Annotated in this window: 15 protein-coding genes; 9 read left to right on the top strand and 6 right to left on the bottom strand. The window is 64.8% G+C overall.

The window, feature by feature from the left end:
* Positions 1–196: 196 nt before the first annotated feature.
* Positions 197–670, top strand: a complete 474-nt coding sequence (ybaK, locus tag BRAGE_RS0127880) for a Cys-tRNA(Pro) deacylase (RefSeq protein ID WP_027562214.1) — start codon at positions 197–199, stop codon at positions 668–670.
* A gap of 9 nt (positions 671–679) precedes the next feature.
* Here ybaK and BRAGE_RS0127875 read toward each other — a convergent pair whose 3' ends face one another.
* Positions 680–1,363, bottom strand: a complete 684-nt coding sequence (locus BRAGE_RS0127875) for a GntR family transcriptional regulator (RefSeq protein ID WP_027562213.1) — start codon at positions 1,361–1,363, stop codon at positions 680–682.
* 149 nt (positions 1,364–1,512) lie between these two features.
* On the opposite strand from BRAGE_RS0127875, the gene tcuA reads away from it, so the two are divergent.
* The 5 genes from tcuA to BRAGE_RS0127850 all read left to right on the top strand — a co-directional run bounded on the left by tcuA (position 1,513) and on the right by BRAGE_RS0127850 (position 5,878).
* Positions 1,513–2,904, top strand: coding sequence for an FAD-dependent tricarballylate dehydrogenase TcuA (gene tcuA / locus BRAGE_RS0127870; protein WP_027562212.1), 1,392 nt, complete (start codon positions 1,513–1,515; stop codon positions 2,902–2,904).
* Positions 2,905–2,931: 27 nt separating this feature from the next.
* Positions 2,932–3,960 (top strand): esterase, encoded by a 1,029-nt coding sequence (locus BRAGE_RS0127865; RefSeq protein ID WP_027562211.1) that lies wholly within the window; start codon positions 2,932–2,934, stop codon positions 3,958–3,960.
* A 4-nt stretch (positions 3,961–3,964) separates the two neighbouring features.
* Positions 3,965–5,071, top strand: a complete 1,107-nt coding sequence (gene tcuB, locus BRAGE_RS0127860; RefSeq protein ID WP_027562210.1) for a tricarballylate utilization 4Fe-4S protein TcuB — start codon at positions 3,965–3,967, stop codon at positions 5,069–5,071.
* Between the two features lie 71 nt (positions 5,072–5,142).
* Positions 5,143–5,301: a DUF5993 family protein gene (locus tag BRAGE_RS56040; RefSeq protein WP_027562209.1), complete on the top strand. Its 159-nt coding sequence runs from the start codon at positions 5,143–5,145 to the stop codon at positions 5,299–5,301.
* 10 nt (positions 5,302–5,311) lie between these two features.
* Positions 5,312–5,878, top strand: a complete 567-nt coding sequence (locus tag BRAGE_RS0127850; RefSeq protein ID WP_035730115.1) for a disulfide bond formation protein B — start codon at positions 5,312–5,314, stop codon at positions 5,876–5,878.
* Positions 5,879–5,923: 45 nt separating this feature from the next.
* Here BRAGE_RS0127850 and BRAGE_RS0127845 read toward each other — a convergent pair whose 3' ends face one another.
* Positions 5,924–9,328: an acyl-[ACP]--phospholipid O-acyltransferase gene (locus BRAGE_RS0127845; protein ID WP_027562207.1), complete on the bottom strand. Its 3,405-nt coding sequence runs from the start codon at positions 9,326–9,328 to the stop codon at positions 5,924–5,926.
* Between the two features lie 650 nt (positions 9,329–9,978).
* Between BRAGE_RS0127845 and BRAGE_RS56030 the strand changes: the two genes are divergently transcribed.
* On the top strand, positions 9,979–10,599 hold the full coding sequence (locus BRAGE_RS56030) for a TetR/AcrR family transcriptional regulator (RefSeq protein WP_084334670.1): 621 nt from the start codon (positions 9,979–9,981) through the stop codon (positions 10,597–10,599).
* 6 nt (positions 10,600–10,605) lie between these two features.
* Here the strand turns inward: BRAGE_RS56030 and BRAGE_RS0127830 are convergent, their stop codons facing one another.
* The 3 genes from BRAGE_RS0127830 to BRAGE_RS0127820 all read right to left on the bottom strand — a co-directional run bounded on the left by BRAGE_RS0127830 (position 10,606) and on the right by BRAGE_RS0127820 (position 14,498).
* Entirely contained in the window at positions 10,606–11,913 is a 1,308-nt protein-coding gene (locus BRAGE_RS0127830; protein ID WP_027562204.1) for a GGDEF domain-containing protein, read from the bottom strand.
* 235 nt (positions 11,914–12,148) lie between these two features.
* Positions 12,149–13,453 (bottom strand): nicotinate phosphoribosyltransferase, encoded by a 1,305-nt coding sequence (gene pncB, locus BRAGE_RS0127825; RefSeq protein ID WP_027562203.1) that lies wholly within the window; start codon positions 13,451–13,453, stop codon positions 12,149–12,151.
* A 124-nt stretch (positions 13,454–13,577) separates the two neighbouring features.
* Entirely contained in the window at positions 13,578–14,498 is a 921-nt protein-coding gene (locus BRAGE_RS0127820) for a LysR family transcriptional regulator (protein WP_035730113.1), read from the bottom strand.
* Between the two features lie 104 nt (positions 14,499–14,602).
* On the opposite strand from BRAGE_RS0127820, the gene pcaH reads away from it, so the two are divergent.
* Both pcaH and pcaG read left to right on the top strand, forming a co-directional pair.
* Entirely contained in the window at positions 14,603–15,391 is a 789-nt protein-coding gene (gene pcaH / locus BRAGE_RS0127815) for a protocatechuate 3,4-dioxygenase subunit beta (RefSeq protein ID WP_027562201.1), read from the top strand.
* A 4-nt stretch (positions 15,392–15,395) separates the two neighbouring features.
* Positions 15,396–16,022 carry a protocatechuate 3,4-dioxygenase subunit alpha gene (gene pcaG / locus BRAGE_RS0127810; protein WP_027562200.1) on the top strand — a complete coding sequence of 209 codons (627 nt, stop codon included), beginning with the start codon at positions 15,396–15,398 and terminating at the stop codon, positions 16,020–16,022.
* A gap of 25 nt (positions 16,023–16,047) precedes the next feature.
* Here the strand turns inward: pcaG and BRAGE_RS0127805 are convergent, their stop codons facing one another.
* Positions 16,048–16,653: an NYN domain-containing protein gene (locus BRAGE_RS0127805; RefSeq protein WP_027562199.1), complete on the bottom strand. Its 606-nt coding sequence runs from the start codon at positions 16,651–16,653 to the stop codon at positions 16,048–16,050.
* Positions 16,654–16,699 lie beyond the last annotated feature (46 nt).

Raw genomic sequence — 16,699 nt, 5'->3', positions numbered from 1 at the left:
TGTCGAGTCTGACGGCGTAACACCTCCAAACTCCACTGTCGTCCCCGCGAACGCGGGGACGACACCGAGGGGGGCGGGCAACTGTGCCCAACACCGTCATTGCGAGCGAAGCGAAGCAATCCAGGCTGCCTCCTTGGCGGGCTTCTGGATTGCTTCATCGCTTCGCTCCTCGCAATGGCGGTGGTAAGTGTGGCCCATGTCCAAAGCCACCCCCGCCACCCGCGCGCTTGAAGTCGCCCGCGTCGCCTTCACCGTCCACAGCTACGACTACGATCCCGACGCCGAGAGCATTGGCCTTCAGGCCGCGGCCGCACTCGGCGAGGATCCGGCGCGCGTCCTCAAGACTCTGATGGCGCTGGTCGACGGCAAGCCGGTTTGCGTGATCGTCCCGTCCGACCAGGAAGTGTCCATGAAGAAGCTCGCCGCGGCCGTGGGCGGCAAGTCGGCGCAGATGATGAAGCCGCCCGAAGCCGAGCGCGTCACCGGCTACAAGGTCGGCGGCATCAGCCCGTTCGGGCAGCGCAAGCCGGTCCGCACCGTGATCGAGCAGAGCGCGCTCGCCCATGACCTTGTCTATCTCAACGGCGGCCAGCGCGGCTTGCAGGTGCGGCTCAAGCCCACTGACGTGCGGGATGTCGCGAAAGCGGTCGTTGCGGACGTGCTGGCCTAAGCGTTCCGGCTACTGCTTCTGCAACAATTTCAGCCGGCAACGCAGCGCTTCGCGGATATGTGCGCGCGCGAGCTGCTCGGCCTTGTCGCCGTCGCGCGTGGCGATGGCCTCGACGATGGCCTGGTGCTCGCCATGGCTGGTCGAGGGGCGGCCCGTGACCGTGAAGGTGGTCGGGCCGAGCAGGGCGATCCAGTCCTGCAATTCACGGGAGGCGTTGTCGAGATAGCGGTTGCGCGCGGCGCGGCAGATCGCTTCGTGGAAGGCGCGGTTGAGCTTCGCCATCTCGGCGGCGTCGGTCGCGGACGCCTCGACAAAGGCTTGCTCGATATCCCTGAGTGCATCGACCTCGGGCGCCGAGGCATGCTCGGCGGCAAGGCGCGCGGCGGCGCCTTCCATGATCTCGCGCATGGCGTAGAGCTCGAGCACCTCGGAGATGTCGAGGTTGCGTACGATGAGCCCGCGGCCGCCGGCGGGCTCGACGAAGCCGCGCGCCGCGAGCCGTCCCAGGGCCTCGCGCACCGGAGTGCGGCTGACCTTGAGCCGCTGGGCGACCTCTTCCTCGCGCAGCCGGTCGCCGGCGCGGTAGCTGCCGGCCTGCAGCGCCTCGCAGAGCGAGCGGAACACGGCCTCGCCCAGCGCGACGCCGGCGCCGCGCGCGATCGATCCGCCTGCCTTTGCCGGGCGTCTGGCCATGGTCCCTCAACACGCATCCTGCCCATGCAGAGATGCCGCTTGCGTGTCTTTTGTATATCTTTGTATACAAAAGTGCGCAATGGCGGCGGCATTGATCGAAGCCACCGGCGGGCAGAATGTCTCCAACTTCGTCGCATCGGGCAGACGGCATGGGCAGCAAATACGACGTGCTGGTGATCGGCGGCGGCAACGCGGCGCTGTGCGCGGCGATCTCGGCGCGCCGCGGCGGCGCCTCGGTGCTGGTGCTCGAAGGCGCGCCAAAATTCTATCGCGGCGGCAATACCCGCCACACCCGCAATATGCGTTGCGCCCATGACGCGGCCACCGAGATCCTGACCGGCCCCTACACCGAAGACGAGTTCTGGGAGGATCTGCTGCGCGTCACCGGCGGGCAGACCGACGAGGTTCTCGCCCGCCACATGATCCGGGAGTCCAAGGACATCCTGAACTGGATCGTGGAGCAGGGCGTGCGCTGGCAGCCCTCGCTCGGCGGCACGCTGAGTCTCGGCCGCACCAATTCCTTCTTCCTCGGCGGCGGCCGCGCGATGCTGAACGCGCTCTATCTCACCGCCGAGCAGCTCGGCGTCGAGGTCGAATACGATGCCGAGGTCACCGACCTCGTGATCGAGCACGGTATGTTCCTCGCCGCGCACCTGAAGCGGCCGATCAAGGGCGAGACCGAGATCCGCGCGACCTCGCTGGTGGCCGCGGCCGGCGGCTTCGAGGCCAACATCGAATGGCTGAAGCAATATTGGGGCGAGGCCGCCGACAATTTCCTGATCCGCGGCACACCCTATAACCGCGGCTCGATCCTGAAGATGCTGCTCGACAAGGGCGTGCAGGAGGTCGGCGATCCCACCCAGTGCCATGCGGTCGCGATCGACGCCCGTGCGCCGAAATTCGACGGCGGCATCATCACAAGGCACGACTCGGTCGTGTTCGGCATCGTCGTCAACAAGCACGCCCAGCGCTTCTATGACGAGGGCGAGGACATCTGGCCCAAGCGCTACGCGATCTGGGGCCGCCTCGTCGCGGCGCAGCCCGACCAGATCGCCTACATCATTTTCGATTCGACTGTTGTTACCAGCTTCATGCCGACGCTGTTCCCGCCGATCGCGGGGCAGACCATTGCCGAGCTCGCGGGCAAGCTCGAGCTCGATCCGGCTGCGCTGGAAAAGACCATCACCGAGTTCAACGCCGCGGTGCTATCAGGCACGTTCGACCACACCATTCTCGACGACTGCCGCACCGAAGGCATCACGCCGCAAAAGACGCACTGGGCGCGCAAGATCGAGACGCCGCCCTATCTCGCCTATCCGGTGCGGCCCGGGATCACCTTCACCTATCTCGGCACGCGCGTGAACAAGGAGGCGCGGATGCTGATGGCTGACGGCAAGCCGTCGGCCAACATGTTCGCGGCGGGCGAGATCATGGCCGGGAACGTGCTCGGCAAGGGCTATGCTGCCGGCATGGGCATGACCATCGGCAGCGTGTTCGGACGCATCGCAGGACGGGAAGCGGCGCGCCACGCCAAGAACTAGGGCAAAGAAAAGATAAAGGGAGCAACCATGTCACGCCTTGCCATTGCTTCGACCGCGGCGTTGCTGATGATCGGCCACGCCCGCGCCGCCGAGCCGATCACCCTGCGCGACATGGGCTCGTTCCATGTCGGCGGGCGTCTCGTCGAAATCTCCGGCAAGCCGGTGAGGGAGGTTGTGTTTGCGCCTGGCGGCGTGCCGGCCAAGGTCGATCCCAACGGCACCTATCAGGTCGAGCAGATGTACGTGCAGTATTTCCTGCCGGCCAACGAGAAGGGCGCATACCCGCTGCTGATGTGGCACGGCGGTGGACTGACCGGCGTCACCTACGAGACGACACCCGACGGACGCGAAGGCTGGCTGAACTATTTCCTGCGCAAGGGATGGGCTGTCTACAATTCAGACGCGGTGGAGCGCGGACGCGCGGGCTGGGCGCAGTACCCCGACATCTTCAAAGGCGAGCCGGTCTTCCTGACCACGGCCAATCCGTTCGAGCGCTTCCGCATCGGCGATGGGCCAAACTCCTACGATCCCGATCCTGCGAAGCGGAAAGTGCTGCCGGGCAACCAGTTTCCCGTCGAGGGCTACGAGAATTTCGTCAAGCAGAACGTGCCGCGCTGGACCACGACGGATGATGCGACCATCGCCGCTTATATTGCCGAGATCGATCGCGTCGGCCCATCGGTGATCCTGTTCCACAGCCAGGCCGGCACCTTCGGTTTCAAGGTCGCGCAGGCCCGGCCCGACAAGGTCAAGGCGCTGATCGCGATCGAGCCGGCCGGCATCGGCGATCTCGCCAAGGCGGCTGTGCTGAAGAACATCCCGACCCTGATCATCTATGGCGACTATATCGAGCGCGACTCGCGCTGGCCAAAAATCCGCGCCAACGGCATCGCCTTCGCGGATGCCATCAAGGCGGCCGGAGGCAGCGTTGACATCGTCGACCTCCCACAAGCCGGCATCAAGGGCAATTCCCACATGGTGATGATGGACAAGAACAACCTCGAGGTCGCAGGCCTGATCCAGAAATGGCTCGAGGCCAAGGGCCTGACGAAGTAACGCCATGCACGGAACCAGAATTCTGGACGAGGCCGACCGTCTGATGACGGTCTGCAATTCCTGCCGCTACTGCGAGGGTCTTTGCGCGGTGTTTCCGGCGATGGAGATGCGTCGCGCCTTCTCTGATGGCGACCTCAACTACCTCGCCAACCTCTGCCATTCGTGCGGCGCCTGCTACGTCGATTGCCAGTTCTCGCCGCCGCACGAGTTCAACGTCAACGTCCCCAAGACGCTGGCGGTTGCGCGTGCCGAATCCTATGCGGCCTATGCCTGGCCGCAGGCGCTGTCCGGAGCGTTCGCGCGCAACGGTCTCGTCATCAGCATCATCGCCGCGCTCAGCATGGCAGCCTTCATCCTCGGCTTCGCAGCCCTGAACGACCGCAGCGTGTTGTTCGGCATCCACACCGGCCCCGGGGCGTTCTACAAATTGATGCCGCACAATGCGATGGCCGCCTTGTTCAGCGCCGCCTTCCTCTATGCCATCCTGGCCCTCGTCATGAGCGTGCGTGCGTTCTGGCGCGACATCGGCTCACCCATCGGCGGCCGCGCCGAAGGCGGCTCCATCTTCCAGGCGGTCCGCGACGCCGGCGAGCTGCGCTATCTCCATGGCGGCGGCGTTGGTTGCTACAATGAGGACGACAAGCCGACTGACCGGCGCAAGCTGTATCACCATCTGACGTTCTACGGCTTCCTGCTGTGCTTTGCCGCGACCTCGGTGGCCACGCTGTACCACTATCTGCTCGGCCGCGAGGCGCCGTATCCGTGGTGGGATCTGCCCGTGGTGCTCGGCACGCTCGGTGGCATCGGCCTCATTGTCGGTCCGATCGGCCTGTTCACGGCCAAGACCCAGCGCGATCCGGCATTGCTCGACGAGAACCGTTACGGCATGGATGTCGGCTTCATCGCCATGCTGTTGCTGACCGGCCTTACCGGCATGCTGCTTCTCGTCCTACGCGAGACCTCTGCCATGGGGCCGCTGCTGGCGCTGCATCTTGGCGCGGTGTTCGCGCTGTTCATCACCATGCCCTATGGCAAGTTCGTGCACGGCATCTATCGCTTCGTGGCCCTGGTGCGTTATGCGCAGGAGCGGCGCAGCGAAGCCGGCTCTTGAGGGGCATGCGGCGCTGACGTATCTCTGGGGCTGTTCGCGCGATGCGCGAATCGCTTGGGGAGCCCACGCTGATGTACATGTTTCTGCCCTTTCTGCTGGCGCTCGCAGGCTGCGCGTCGGTCTGGCGTTCGCGCGCGGGGCTGAGCTATGCGCTCTGGAGCGCAACCATGGTCGTCGCCATCGCATGGTTCTTCCACCACGCGACCGATCCGCTGAAATTCTCGTTCTGAGGGTGACGAGATGGGCGCGACAGAGGTGAGCGGACGGCGGTCGGTCGGGGCGATCCTGAATATGCTGGGGCTGCTCGGGATCTCGCTGATCCTGGCTGTCGCATTCTTCTATCAGCTTGCGCTTGGCGAGTTGCCCTGTCCGCTCTGCCTGCTGCAACGGGCCGGGTTCATCGCGATCGGCATGGGATTCCTGTTCAACATGCGTCTCGGCGAGCGTCCGTCGCACTATGCGATGATCCTCATTGCGAGCCTCGTTACCGGCTTCATTTCGATGCGGCAGGTGTCGCTGCATCTCGCGCCCGGCGATCCCGGCTACGGTTCGACGCTGCTGGGCTTGCATTTCTACACCTGGGCGCTGATCGCGGCGGTCGGAATCGTCTGCTATGTCGCGCTCGTCTTCGTCCTGAAGGACGTGACGGACGACCGCGATGGCGCCGTGCCTCTGAACGGTCCGGCATCGAACGCGGTGTTCGCGATCTTCGCAGTTCTGGTTGCCGCAAATCTGCTGTCGACCGTGCTGGAGTGCGGAGCAGGGCAGTGTGACGACAACCCGGTCCGCTATCTCCTGCTCAAGTGACGGGATCGTCGCACCGGGCATTCGCCGGTGCGACGATCATGAGCCTCACGCCACCTCGCGCTCCGGCGCGGGCGCCTGCTCGCGGGCCATCGTCGTTGCGGTGACATAGTCGGTCTTGCCGGTGCCGAGCAGCGGTACCTTGTCGACCACCATGATCGTCGCGGGAACGGTCAGCTCGGAGGCGCCGATCGTCTTGGCCTGGGCCTGCATCGCGCTGCGCTCGGCGCTCTTCTCCGTGGTCAGCAGCACGATGCGTTCGCCCTTGCGCTGGTCGGGGATCGACACCGCGACCGAGGCGGCCTGCGGCCACAGCGTCGTCGCGATGGCCTCGACCGCCGACAGCGAGACCATTTCGCCCGCGATCTTGGCAAAGCGCTTCGCGCGGCCCTTGATGGTGATGAAGCCGGCGGAGTCGATGGCCACGATGTCGCCGGTGTCGTGCCAGCCCTCGGCGAGCTTTTCGAGCACGCCGGGATTTTCGGCCCGCAAGTATCCGAGCATCACGTTCGGTCCGCGCACCGAGAGACGTCCGCCTTCCTCGATGCCGGGGACCGGATCGAGGCGGCTTTCCATCAGCGGCGACAGGCGGCCGACGGTGCCGGGACGGTTGGCCATCGGCGTGTTCATTGCCAGCACCGGCGCCGTCTCGGTGACGCCATAGCCTTCGAGGATGCGGATGCCGTAGCGCTCCATGAACACCTGGCGCGTGCGGTCCTTGACCGCCTCGGCGCCGGCGATCACGAGGCGCAGCGTGCGGAAGTCGTAGGCATGCGCCGAGCGCGCATAGCCGGTGAGGAACGTATCGGTGCCGAACAGGATCGTGGCGCCGGTCTGGTAGATCAGCTCGGGCACGATGCGGTAGTGCAGCGGAGAAGGGTACATGTAGATCGGAATGCCCGCGAGCAGCGGCATCATCATTCCGCCAGTGAGCCCAAAGGAGTGGAACACCGGCAGCACGTTGAACACCTTGTCGTTGGCGTTGGCATCGACCCGCGCCAGCGCCTGCGCGGCGTTGGCGAGGATGTTGCGATGGGACAGCACCACGCCCTTGGGCGTGCCTTCCGAGCCCGACGTGAACAGCACCACGGCCGGATCGTTTGCCTGACGGGCGACGCGCGGCGCGGTGCCGGCGAGCAGGCCCTTGATCTTGTCGGCCGTGCCAATCGAGGCGCGGACGTCCTCGAGATAGACCACGCGCGCTTCCGCGGAGATCGCGGTCATCAGCTTGTCGAGCTTGCCCTTCTCGATGAAGGCTTTCGAGGTCAGCACGGTCTTGACCTGCGCGGCCTTCATGGCGGCGAGGACGTTGACCGGGCCGGCGGAGAAGTTGAGCATCGCCGGGACGCGGCCGATGCTCTGCAGCGCCATGAACACGACAGCAACGCCCGCCGAATTCGGCAGCAGCACGCCGACATTCTCGCCGGCCGACGTGCCGGCTTCGAGCTTGCTGCTCAGCACCTGCGCGCCGAGGATCAGCTTGCGATAGGTCAGCGTGGTGCCGAGCGCATCCTCGATGATGACCTTGCCGGTGTCGCGGTCGCGATAGGCGTGGCCGAGCGCTTCGAACAGGGTGTGATCGAGCATGGCATTCTTGACCATCGCATCGATCATCACGTCTTGGAGCGCGGCGCCCGCGGCATTGCGGCGTGCCTTGCCCTTCAGCTGTTCATCGATCGGGAGCTTGACCGGCGGCAGGATCGTGACCGTCACGCGCGGGAACCACGAACGCTTGATCTGGCTGCCGTTGAGGTAGCTGAGATGCGAGCGCTGCGCGCCCTCGATGCGGACCGGCACGACCACGGCGTCGGCCTTGTCGGCGATCATCGCGGTGCCGTCATAGACCTTCATCAGCGAGCCGGAGACGGTGATGCGTCCCTCCGGGAAGATCACCACCGGTTCGCCGGCGGCGACCAGCTTGATCAGGTCGCGTGCGGCGAGCGGCTTGGTCGGGTCCATGGTGTAGTGCTTGACCACGCGCAGGAAGGGCTTGGCCCACCAGGCCTTGGAGATGCCGGTATCGACCGCGAAGCTCGCGTCGATCGGCAGCACGGCGTGCAGCAGCGGGCCGTCGATCAGGCTGACATGGTTCGGCGCGATCAGCATCCGCGTGCCGGGAGGCGGCAGGTTCTCGAGCCCGCGAACCTCGGTGCGGAACAGTGCGCGGAACAAGAGCGAGCCGAAGTCGCGCACGCCTTCCTTGCCCCATTTATTGAGCACGAACCACACCGCGCCGAAGCTGGCGATGCCGAGGCCGAAAAAGATCCAGCCGACATGCAGCCCGCCCGCCTGGAGCAGCGCGACGAACAGCGAGCCGACCACCATGAAGGCGGCCTGCAGCACGTTGCCGGCAGCGATGATGCGGGCGCGCTCGTTCGGTGCCGACCAGGCCTGCACGGCGGCGAAGGAGGGAACGACGAACAGGCCGCCGCCGAAGGCGAAGGCGACGAAGTCGGCGAGCATACGCAGGCCGGCGAACGAGGTCGCGAAGCTGGCCGCGGTGATGTCCTGACCCTTGGCGGTCACGGCGATGGCCCAGGCGAGGTCGAGGCCGGCGCAGCCCATGATGATGGCGCCGATCGGCACCAGCGCGAGATTCGGGCGAACGTGGCTCAGGCTGGCCGCGAACAGCGAGCCGATGGCGATGCCGATCGCGAAGACCGCAAGGCACAGCGTCACCACGCCCTCGGTGCCACCGACGACCTCCTTGATCAGGGCCGGCAGCAGCGACAGCACGATGGCGCCCACCAGCCAGAACCAGGAGACGATCACGGTGCCGTCCCACAGCCGGTGGTCGGCGTGCAGCGTCCTCAGCAGGCTCAGCGTCGAGGTCCAGGGATTGGCGTTGACGGGCAAATCGGGCGCGGACGGCGTGGTCGCGGGAATGCGCGAGGCGAAGGCCCAGGACAACAGCGCCAGCACGACCACGGCCGATGCGACCCAGCCCATGTGCGCGGAGCCGGCGACGAACTGGCCGCCGGCGACGGTGCCGAGCAGGATGGCCATGAAGGTCGCGCCTTCGACCAGCGCGTTGCCGGTCGCGAGCTCGCCGAGCTCGAGCTGGTCCGGCAGCATCGAATATTTCACGGGGCCGAAGAGGGCGGCGATGATGCCGAACAGCGCCAGCGCTGCGAACAGCAGGGGCACCGAATGCAGGAAGAAGCCGGCGGCGGCAAAGGCCGCGGCGAAGATCTCGGCGAATTTGAGCCGCCTTGCGACGACGGATTTGACGTATTTGTCAGCGAGCTGGCCGCCGAGCCCGGACAGGATGAAATAGGGGAAGATGAAGACGGCGCCTGCCACCGTCACCAGGGCATCGCCGTGGCCGGTTGCGGCACTGTAAAGCAGGATGATGACGAGTGCGTTCTTGAGCACGTTGTCATTGAGCGCCGAGAAGAACTGCGCCCAGAACAGCGGCGCAAAGCGGCGTGACGACATCAAATCCCTGATCATGACTAGTCCTGTTTTGGAAAGGCAGCCTGAGGTTGTTACTGTTAGTGAAAAGTCACGACCGGAAGGATATGGGGCGAACGATTGCGGGGTGACGACGGTCACCGCCTGCTCTGTCCCCCGGTCCTCCGATCCTGTTGGTCTCCAAGTGATCTCGTTAGGTTCGCAAATATCTGGTCGGGCGGAAGGGCCGCACCTGTCGGGGATATCGCGCCGGACGATGAGGAAAAGTGAACCGCATCGCCGAGGATCGCGGGATGGGCTGCGAATGTCGGGACATGGTGAGTCCTTTGTTGCAACCGGCCCTTGCATTCTAGCCGCTCCGAACCGTTGCCTCAGGTGAGATGGGCCAGATGGCGAAAGGGCGAGAAGCGGCGGATCATGCTGAACCGGCGGCCGTCGTGACGGGCACGGGTGCGACTGGCCCGCCACATGCGGAAGGTCGCGCGCCGTTCGGCCAGCACGCCGGCAATGTCGCAGGCATTGGCGATGCGATCAATCGGAGCCATGGCGAACCGCAGCAGGGCGCGACCGAGGCCGGTCGCCAGAGCGGCGGCGTCATCAACGAAAGTGGAGGCGATATCAACAGCGAGGGTTTGCATTTTGCGGGTCTCCGGGTTAATTTGAACAATGTTCACGTGAGTAGCTTGAAAATGAACAATGTTCAAGACGAATCGCTGCGAGACCAGAAAAAAAATCGGCGGCGGCTCCAGATCCTGGAGATCGCCCGCAGCATTATCGCGACTAAAGGATTGAGATCATTGAAGGTTCGGGACGTCGCGGAAGCTGCCAGCTGCTCGGTCGGCAGCGTCTATAACGAGTTCGGCGATTTCGACGGGGTGATATTGACCGTCAATCGGGAGACGGTTCAGGCGCTGACGCTGCGACTGCAAGGGGTTCCGGCCGAGGATCCGGTTCGCCAGCTCTATGGGCTGGCGGAGACCTATCTCGACTTCTTCGCCGAGCACGCCAATCTGCTGCGTTCGCTGTTCGAGCACCGGATGGAGGACGACCGTCCTTATCCCGACGACATCCTCCAGATGGTGATGGATGCGTTTGCGCTGATGCATCCGCCCCTTGTGCGGGTGCTACCGGATGCGGACGACGTGAAGATCGCGCTGCTGTCGCGCACGCTGTTTTCGGCCGTGCATGGCATCATCTCGCTCGGCCTCGAGGAGCGCATGGTGGCCGTGCCATCGCAGATGCTGCGTCAGCAGGTCGAACAGTTCCTGGACGCGCATTTGGCCGGTCTTGGGATCCCCAGCCGGCGATGAGCCGCGTCAGGCGCGGACAGCCTCGCGCGGCCGGGACGCAACGAGGACGACGTCCGCTTTCGCACTGTCGACCTGGACCCGGTTGCGTCCCTTTTCCTTGGCGCGATAGCAGGCGGCGTCCGCGCGCCGCATCGCGTCTTCGAGCGTGGTGTCGCGATCGGCAATGCAGGTGACGCCGACGCTCGCGGTCACAGTAAAGCAACGATCGTCCCAGGCGAAGCTGAACATCTCGAGCGACCGGCGCAACCGTTCGGCGATATCGACGGCGTTCGCGGGCGAGCACTGCGGCAGGATCAGGCCGAATTCGTCGCCGCCGAGCCGGGCCACCAGATCATGCCGCCGCCGATCCTGTTGCAGCAGCTGCGAAACCTGGCAAAGCAGGCGGTCGCCGGCGAGATGGCCGCAGCTGTCGTTGACGCTCTTGAACTGGTCGAGGTCGAGCAGGATCAATGCGAGCGAACCCGCCGCGGTGTTGTCCAGCTCGCTTTGCAGGCGCGCTTCGAAGGCGCGGCGGTTGGAAAGGCCGGTCAGCCAGTCGTGCGAAGCCTGAAAGGCGAGGCGCTCCTTCTCGGCATGCAAGGCGTCCTCGAATGCCTGTCGTTGCAACACCAATCGCCGCGTGTGCCAGACCAGGAGCACGATCAGCATCACCGCAGTGACGATGTTGATGCAGGTCAGCGTCACCTTGATGGCGCGGGAGCCTTCGCCGAGCACGGTGGAGAAGCGGTTGGCATGCACCGTGAATTGAGCGTTGAGGTCCGAGAGCCGCGACGACAGGAATTGCAGGCGGTCCTTGTCCTGAACCGGGCCGCTCTCCAGCTCGGACCGGATCACCTCGCCGAACACGCTCAGCTCCAGCAGCATGGGGTCGGTCGCGGCCCACTCGCGGATCGCCTCCTGGAGGAAGCTGACGCCATTGAAGTAGCGAAACAGCCAGATCAAGCCCGGAACATCGTCGGGATGGTTGCCGCCTTGCAGAAACCCGATGCGGGCGGCCTCGACGTCGATCGGATCGCGCTCGAGCGCCCAGCGTGCGAACTCGTCGCCGATCGGAACGGCGAGCGAGGCCTGGTATTGCGTGAACTGGCTGGCCTTGCCCGAATGCAGATAGAGATTGAGGAAATAGACGGCGTTCTTCTGCGAGCGCGACCACAACGCTTCGCCCGCGACATAGGCGCGGACCGACGACATCACTTCGAGACTGAATCCCGCGATCGCCGCCTGGAGCACGACGACCATGACGAAAGGCGAGACGAGCTTGATGACATGAAGGAAGCTGTGTCCCTTCGTCGAAGACGCTGTTCTGCGAAACACCCTGCGTTCCCCAAATCGATCAACGACCCCAGCGGAGCGTTGCGCCTGCAACGCCAAGTAGAGGAGATCGTTGCTTAACTCGACCTGAAAGCGATAGGGACTGCGTCGCAGAGTGAAGGCGCTGTGAAGTGGATGGGTGCAGATCGCTTCAAATGCCGGAAGATCGGAACTGGCGCAGCGTCGGCGAGCCGATGCCTCGCATTCGTCGCGTGCGATTTACCCGATCGAGAGAATTCTAGACCAGCACCGGCTTGCGCACGCGACCGGCGTCACCGAAGACGCGCAAGTACCGATCGATCTCGGAGGGCATTCCGGTCGCCTTCTCCGGGTTGTCGGAGAGCTTGACGGCCGGATGGCCGTCGACCGACGACACCTTGCAGACCAGCGAGATCGGATCGAGGTTGAACGAGCCGTCCGGCGTGCAGCCGACGAAGTCGTTGGTGAGATTGGTGCCCCAGCCGAAGGAGAGCCGCACGCGGCCGGCGAAATGGTGATAGGTCTCCTCGATCGAGCCGACATCCATGGCGTCGGAGAAGACGAGCAGCTTGTCCTTGGGATTGCGTCCCATCTTCTCCCACCATTTGATGATCTCTTCGCCGGCCTGGATCGGCGGCGCGCTGTCGGGACGGAAGCCGGTCCAGTCGGCGACCCATTCCGGCGCATCGCGCAGGAACGCCTTGGTGCCGAAGGCGTCGGGCAGCGCGATCAGCAGATTGCCGCCATAGGTCTGGCGCCACTGGTCGAGAATGCGATAGGGCGCCCAGCGCAATTCCTCGTCGTCCTTGGCGAGCGCTGCCGCGACCATCGGCAGCTCGTGCGCGTTGGTGCCGATGGCTTCGAGATCGTTATCCATCGCGAGCAGCACGTTGGAGGTGCCGATAAAGGACGAGCCCAGGCCTTCCTTTACTGCCTCGACACACCAGCGCTGCCACAGGAAGCCGTGGCGGCGGCGGGTGCCGAAGTCCGACAACCGCAAATTCTCCAGCTTGCGCAGCCGCTCCACCTTGGTCCACAGCTTGGCCTTGGCGCGGGCATACAGCACGTCGAGCTCGAAACGGCCGCGGCCCTTCATCGCCGAACGGGAGCGCAATTCGTTGAGGATGGCGAGCGCCGGGATCTCCCACATCGTGGTGTGGGTCCAGGGTCCGTGGAAATGCAGCTCGTATTGACCCTCGACCTTGCGCAGCTCGTATTCGGGAAGGCGGAATTCGGCGAGCCAGCGGATGAAGTCCGCCGAGAACATGTGGGTCTTGCCGTAGAATGTGTTACCGGCGAGCCAGATCAGCTCCTTCTTGGTGAAGCGGATGGTGCGGGCATGGTCGAGCTGGGCGCGCAGCTCACCCTCATCGATGGTCTCGGCGAGCCGCACATGGCGCGACCGGTTGATGACCGAGAACGTCACCTGCTGATCCGGGTAATCTTCCCGAATCATTTGCAACATCAATAGCTTATAGAAGTCGGTATCCAGCAGGCTGCGGATGATGGGATCCAGCCGCCAGCTGTGATTGTAGGTTCGGCTCGCAATGTCGGTCACTGTCATGGCCGAATTCTAGCGTGGCCGCCCGCGCTCAACCAGTGGGTTTGGCGAGGGGCTGGGCGTCGCCGTGACCAGTCCCGAGCATGGCCGTGCGCGATCCGGGCCCGCTCGGACGCAGTCGATGCGGTCAGCCGCCGGCTGCCGTCGTTGCGACAATCTCGAGCTGATTCCTGACCCAGCGATGGGCCGGATCCTTCTGGTAGCGCTGGTGCCAGACCATGAACATCGGCAGCTCGGCGAGCGTTCGCGTGCGCGAGGCCAGCGGTATCCGCGTTTGCGCGAAACCGTGCATCACGCCGGAGGCAAGCAGGCTCGGCATGCTCGCCAGCATCTGCGATCCGCGCAGGAAGGACGGCACGCCGGAGAAGCTCGGCACGGAGATCGCGATGTCGCGGTGGAATCCGCTTGCGGCCAGCCGGCGGTCGAAGTCGAGCCGCTCATTGTCGGTGTAGACCACGGTGATGTGGCGCGCCGCCAGATAGGCGCTGCGGCCGGACGGAGCAGTGCGCGCCCTGGGATCGAAATAGCAGACATAGTGATCGCTCAGCAGGCGTTTCTGCACGATGTCGATGCCCGACGGCGGCAGCGGCGTGATCAGGAGATCGCAGCGGTTTTCGCGCAGCATCGCGGGCGAGGGCGATTGCGAGGGGATCACGCGCAGGTTCAGACCCTTTACCTGTCCCGCAACATGATCGAAGAACCGCGGCAGCAGCAGGTCGCGCTGGAAATCGTTGGCGGCGATCGTCAGCGAGAGCTGCGCCGTGGCCGGGGTGAAGCTGACGCCGCCGGCAAAGCTGCGCATCTCGTCGATCAGGGCGCGCGCCTTGGCGGCCAGTGCCTGCGCGTGCGCGGTGGCGACGATGCCGCGGCCGGACTTGGCGAACAGCGGATCGCCCGCGATCCGCCGCAGCTTGTTCAGGCCGTGGCTGACGGCCGACTGCGTCAGGCCGAGCCGCGTCGCCGCCGCCGTGACCGAACCTTCCTCCAGCACGGAGAGGAACAGCTCGAGGGCGTGGCCGTCGAGCGCCAAATGATCGATTTCTTTCATGCAATGTATTATAATCCATCTATTTATCTTGAGAATAGGTCGCCCCATGATCTCCCGATAAGCCGCGTGCCCGGACCCGGGCGCCACAGGGAGAGACAACGCCGATGAATGCCCAGGCTCCGATTCCAGCCTTGCAGGATCCCCGCCTCAACCGCCCCGAACCGTTCACGCCCCGCGATGGCGGCTTTTTTCAGCGCGACCGTTCGATCCACCCGCCGGCACATGCGCCCGGCTACAAATCCTCGGTGCTGCGCTCGCCGCGCCAGGCGCTGCTGTCACTGGAGAACTCGGTCTCGGAGATCACGGGACCGGTGTTCGGCCACAACGATCTCGGCCCGCTCGACAACGACCTGATCCGCAACTACGCCAAGGATGGCGATCCCGTCGGCGAGCGCATCATCGTCCACGGCCGCGTGCTCGACGAGACCGGCCGCGGCGTGCCGAACACGCTGGTCGAGTTCTGGCAGGCCAATGCCGGTGGCCGCTACCGGCACAAGAAGGACACGTATCTGGCGCCGATCGATCCCAATTTCGGCGGCTGCGGCCGCGCCCTGACCGACCACACCGGCTATTACTATTTCCGCACCGTGAAGCCGGGCCCCTATCCCTGGCGCAACTTCGTCAACAGCTGGCGTCCCGCCCACATCCATTTCTCGGTGTTCGGCTCCGGCTTTGCGCAGCGGCTGATCACGCAGATGTATTTCGAGGGCGATCCCTTGATCCCGGTCTGCCCGATCCTGACGACGATCCCGGACAAGGACGCGCTGGATCGCCTCGTGGCGCCGCTCGACCTCAATGCCTCGACGCCGTTCGACTCGCTCGCGTACCGCTTCGACATCGTGCTGCGCGGCCAGCGTTCCACCTATTTTGAAAATCGCCCCGAAGGAAACTGAGCCCATGCCGCAGCCGCTCAACTACCTCAAGGAAACCGCTTCGCAGACCGCTGGGCCCTACGTCCATATCGGCCTGATCCCGGCCATGGCCGGCTTCGACATCTTCGAGAAGAACTTCTCCAACGTGCTGGTAACGCCGAACACGTTGGGCGAGCGCATCACGCTGGAAGGCAAGGTGCTCGACGGCAGCGGCACGGTGCTGCGCGACGTGCTGCTGGAGATCTGGCAGGCCAATGCCAGCGGCCGCTACAACCATCCGGCCGACCGCTCGGCCGGCGCGCTGGACGAGGCGTTTCGCGGCTGGGGCCGGGCCGGCTCCGACTTCGAGAGCGGCCTCGTCACCTTCGAGACCATCAAGCCCGGCGCCATCATCGACAAGGCGGGGCGCAAATGCGCGCCGCACGTCAATGTTTGGATCGTCGCGCGCGGTATCAACATCGGCCTCAACACACGCATTTACTTCTCGGATGAAGAGGCCGCCAATGCCGCCGATCCCGTGCTCAATCTGGTCGAGCCGCCGGTGCGCCGGAAGACGCTGATCGCCACGCGCAGCGAACGTGCCGGCAAGGCCGTGTATTCCTTCACGATCAATTTGCAGGGGCCGGAGGAGACGGTGTTCTTCGACGTGTGAGGATCCGGCGGATCGTCTCGCAGGATCACTCCACCCGGTCGTCGCGTTTGATCGTTCCGCGCGTGAGGAATTGCGGCGGCTGGCGCAGCTCGCGCGGCCGGTCGGCCGGATCGCGCCCCACTTTCGGTTTCAGCTCCGCCAAATCAATGAAGACGTCCGCCTGTCGGCGCAGCTCGTCGGCGACCATGGGCGGCTGGGTGGAGAGAGTGGAGACGACCGTCACGCGGACGCCGCGGCGTTGCAGGGCTTCCACCAGCGACCGAAAGTCTCCATCGCCGGAGAACAATACGATCTGATCGACGTGTTCGGCGAGCTCCATCGCACTGACGGCGAGGTCGATATCCATGCTGCCCTTCACCTTGCGGCGGCCGGTGTTGGCGTCGACGAACTCCTTGGTGAGCTTGGTGACGACGGTATATCCGTTATAATCGAGCCAGTCGATCAACGGGCGGATTGACGAATACTCCTGATCCTCGATGACGGTCGTGTAGTAGAAGGCCCGCAACAGCGTACCGCGGCTCTGGAATTCGCCGAGCAGACGCCTGTAGTCGATGTCGAAGCCGAGCGCCTTGGAGGTGGCATAGAGATTGGGGCCATCGATAAAGAGCGCGATCTTCCCAATTGAAGACATTAGGCACAAATCCCCAGTTCCGCACGAAAGCCGGACGGTCCAGCCG

The organism is Bradyrhizobium genosp. SA-4 str. CB756 (genome assembly GCF_000473125.1).
In the GTDB taxonomy this organism is placed as follows: domain Bacteria; phylum Pseudomonadota; class Alphaproteobacteria; order Rhizobiales; family Xanthobacteraceae; genus Bradyrhizobium; species Bradyrhizobium arachidis.
This window is presented reverse-complemented; position numbering and strand designations above follow the sequence as displayed.

Bases quoted from the DNA above. Each gene is read 5' to 3' on its own strand.
- ybaK (WP_027562214.1), top strand. From the start codon at position 197: ATGTCCAAAGCCACCCCCGCCACCCGCGCGCTTGAAGTCGCCCGCGTC.
- BRAGE_RS0127875 (WP_027562213.1), bottom strand. From the start codon at position 1,363: ATGGCCAGACGCCCGGCAAAGGCAGGCGGATCGATCGCGCGCGGCGCC.
- tcuA (WP_027562212.1), top strand. From the start codon at position 1,513: ATGGGCAGCAAATACGACGTGCTGGTGATCGGCGGCGGCAACGCGGCG.
- BRAGE_RS0127865 (WP_027562211.1), top strand. From the start codon at position 2,932: ATGTCACGCCTTGCCATTGCTTCGACCGCGGCGTTGCTGATGATCGGC.
- tcuB (WP_027562210.1), top strand. From the start codon at position 3,965: ATGCACGGAACCAGAATTCTGGACGAGGCCGACCGTCTGATGACGGTC.
- BRAGE_RS56040 (WP_027562209.1), top strand. From the start codon at position 5,143: ATGTACATGTTTCTGCCCTTTCTGCTGGCGCTCGCAGGCTGCGCGTCG.
- BRAGE_RS0127850 (WP_035730115.1), top strand. From the start codon at position 5,312: ATGGGCGCGACAGAGGTGAGCGGACGGCGGTCGGTCGGGGCGATCCTG.
- BRAGE_RS0127845 (WP_027562207.1), bottom strand. From the start codon at position 9,328: ATGATCAGGGATTTGATGTCGTCACGCCGCTTTGCGCCGCTGTTCTGG.
- BRAGE_RS56030 (WP_084334670.1), top strand. From the start codon at position 9,979: ATGAACAATGTTCAAGACGAATCGCTGCGAGACCAGAAAAAAAATCGG.
- pncB (WP_027562203.1), bottom strand. From the start codon at position 13,453: ATGACAGTGACCGACATTGCGAGCCGAACCTACAATCACAGCTGGCGG.
- BRAGE_RS0127820 (WP_035730113.1), bottom strand. From the start codon at position 14,498: ATGAAAGAAATCGATCATTTGGCGCTCGACGGCCACGCCCTCGAGCTG.
- pcaH (WP_027562201.1), top strand. From the start codon at position 14,603: ATGAATGCCCAGGCTCCGATTCCAGCCTTGCAGGATCCCCGCCTCAAC.
- pcaG (WP_027562200.1), top strand. From the start codon at position 15,396: ATGCCGCAGCCGCTCAACTACCTCAAGGAAACCGCTTCGCAGACCGCT.
- BRAGE_RS0127805 (WP_027562199.1), bottom strand. From the start codon at position 16,653: ATGTCTTCAATTGGGAAGATCGCGCTCTTTATCGATGGCCCCAATCTC.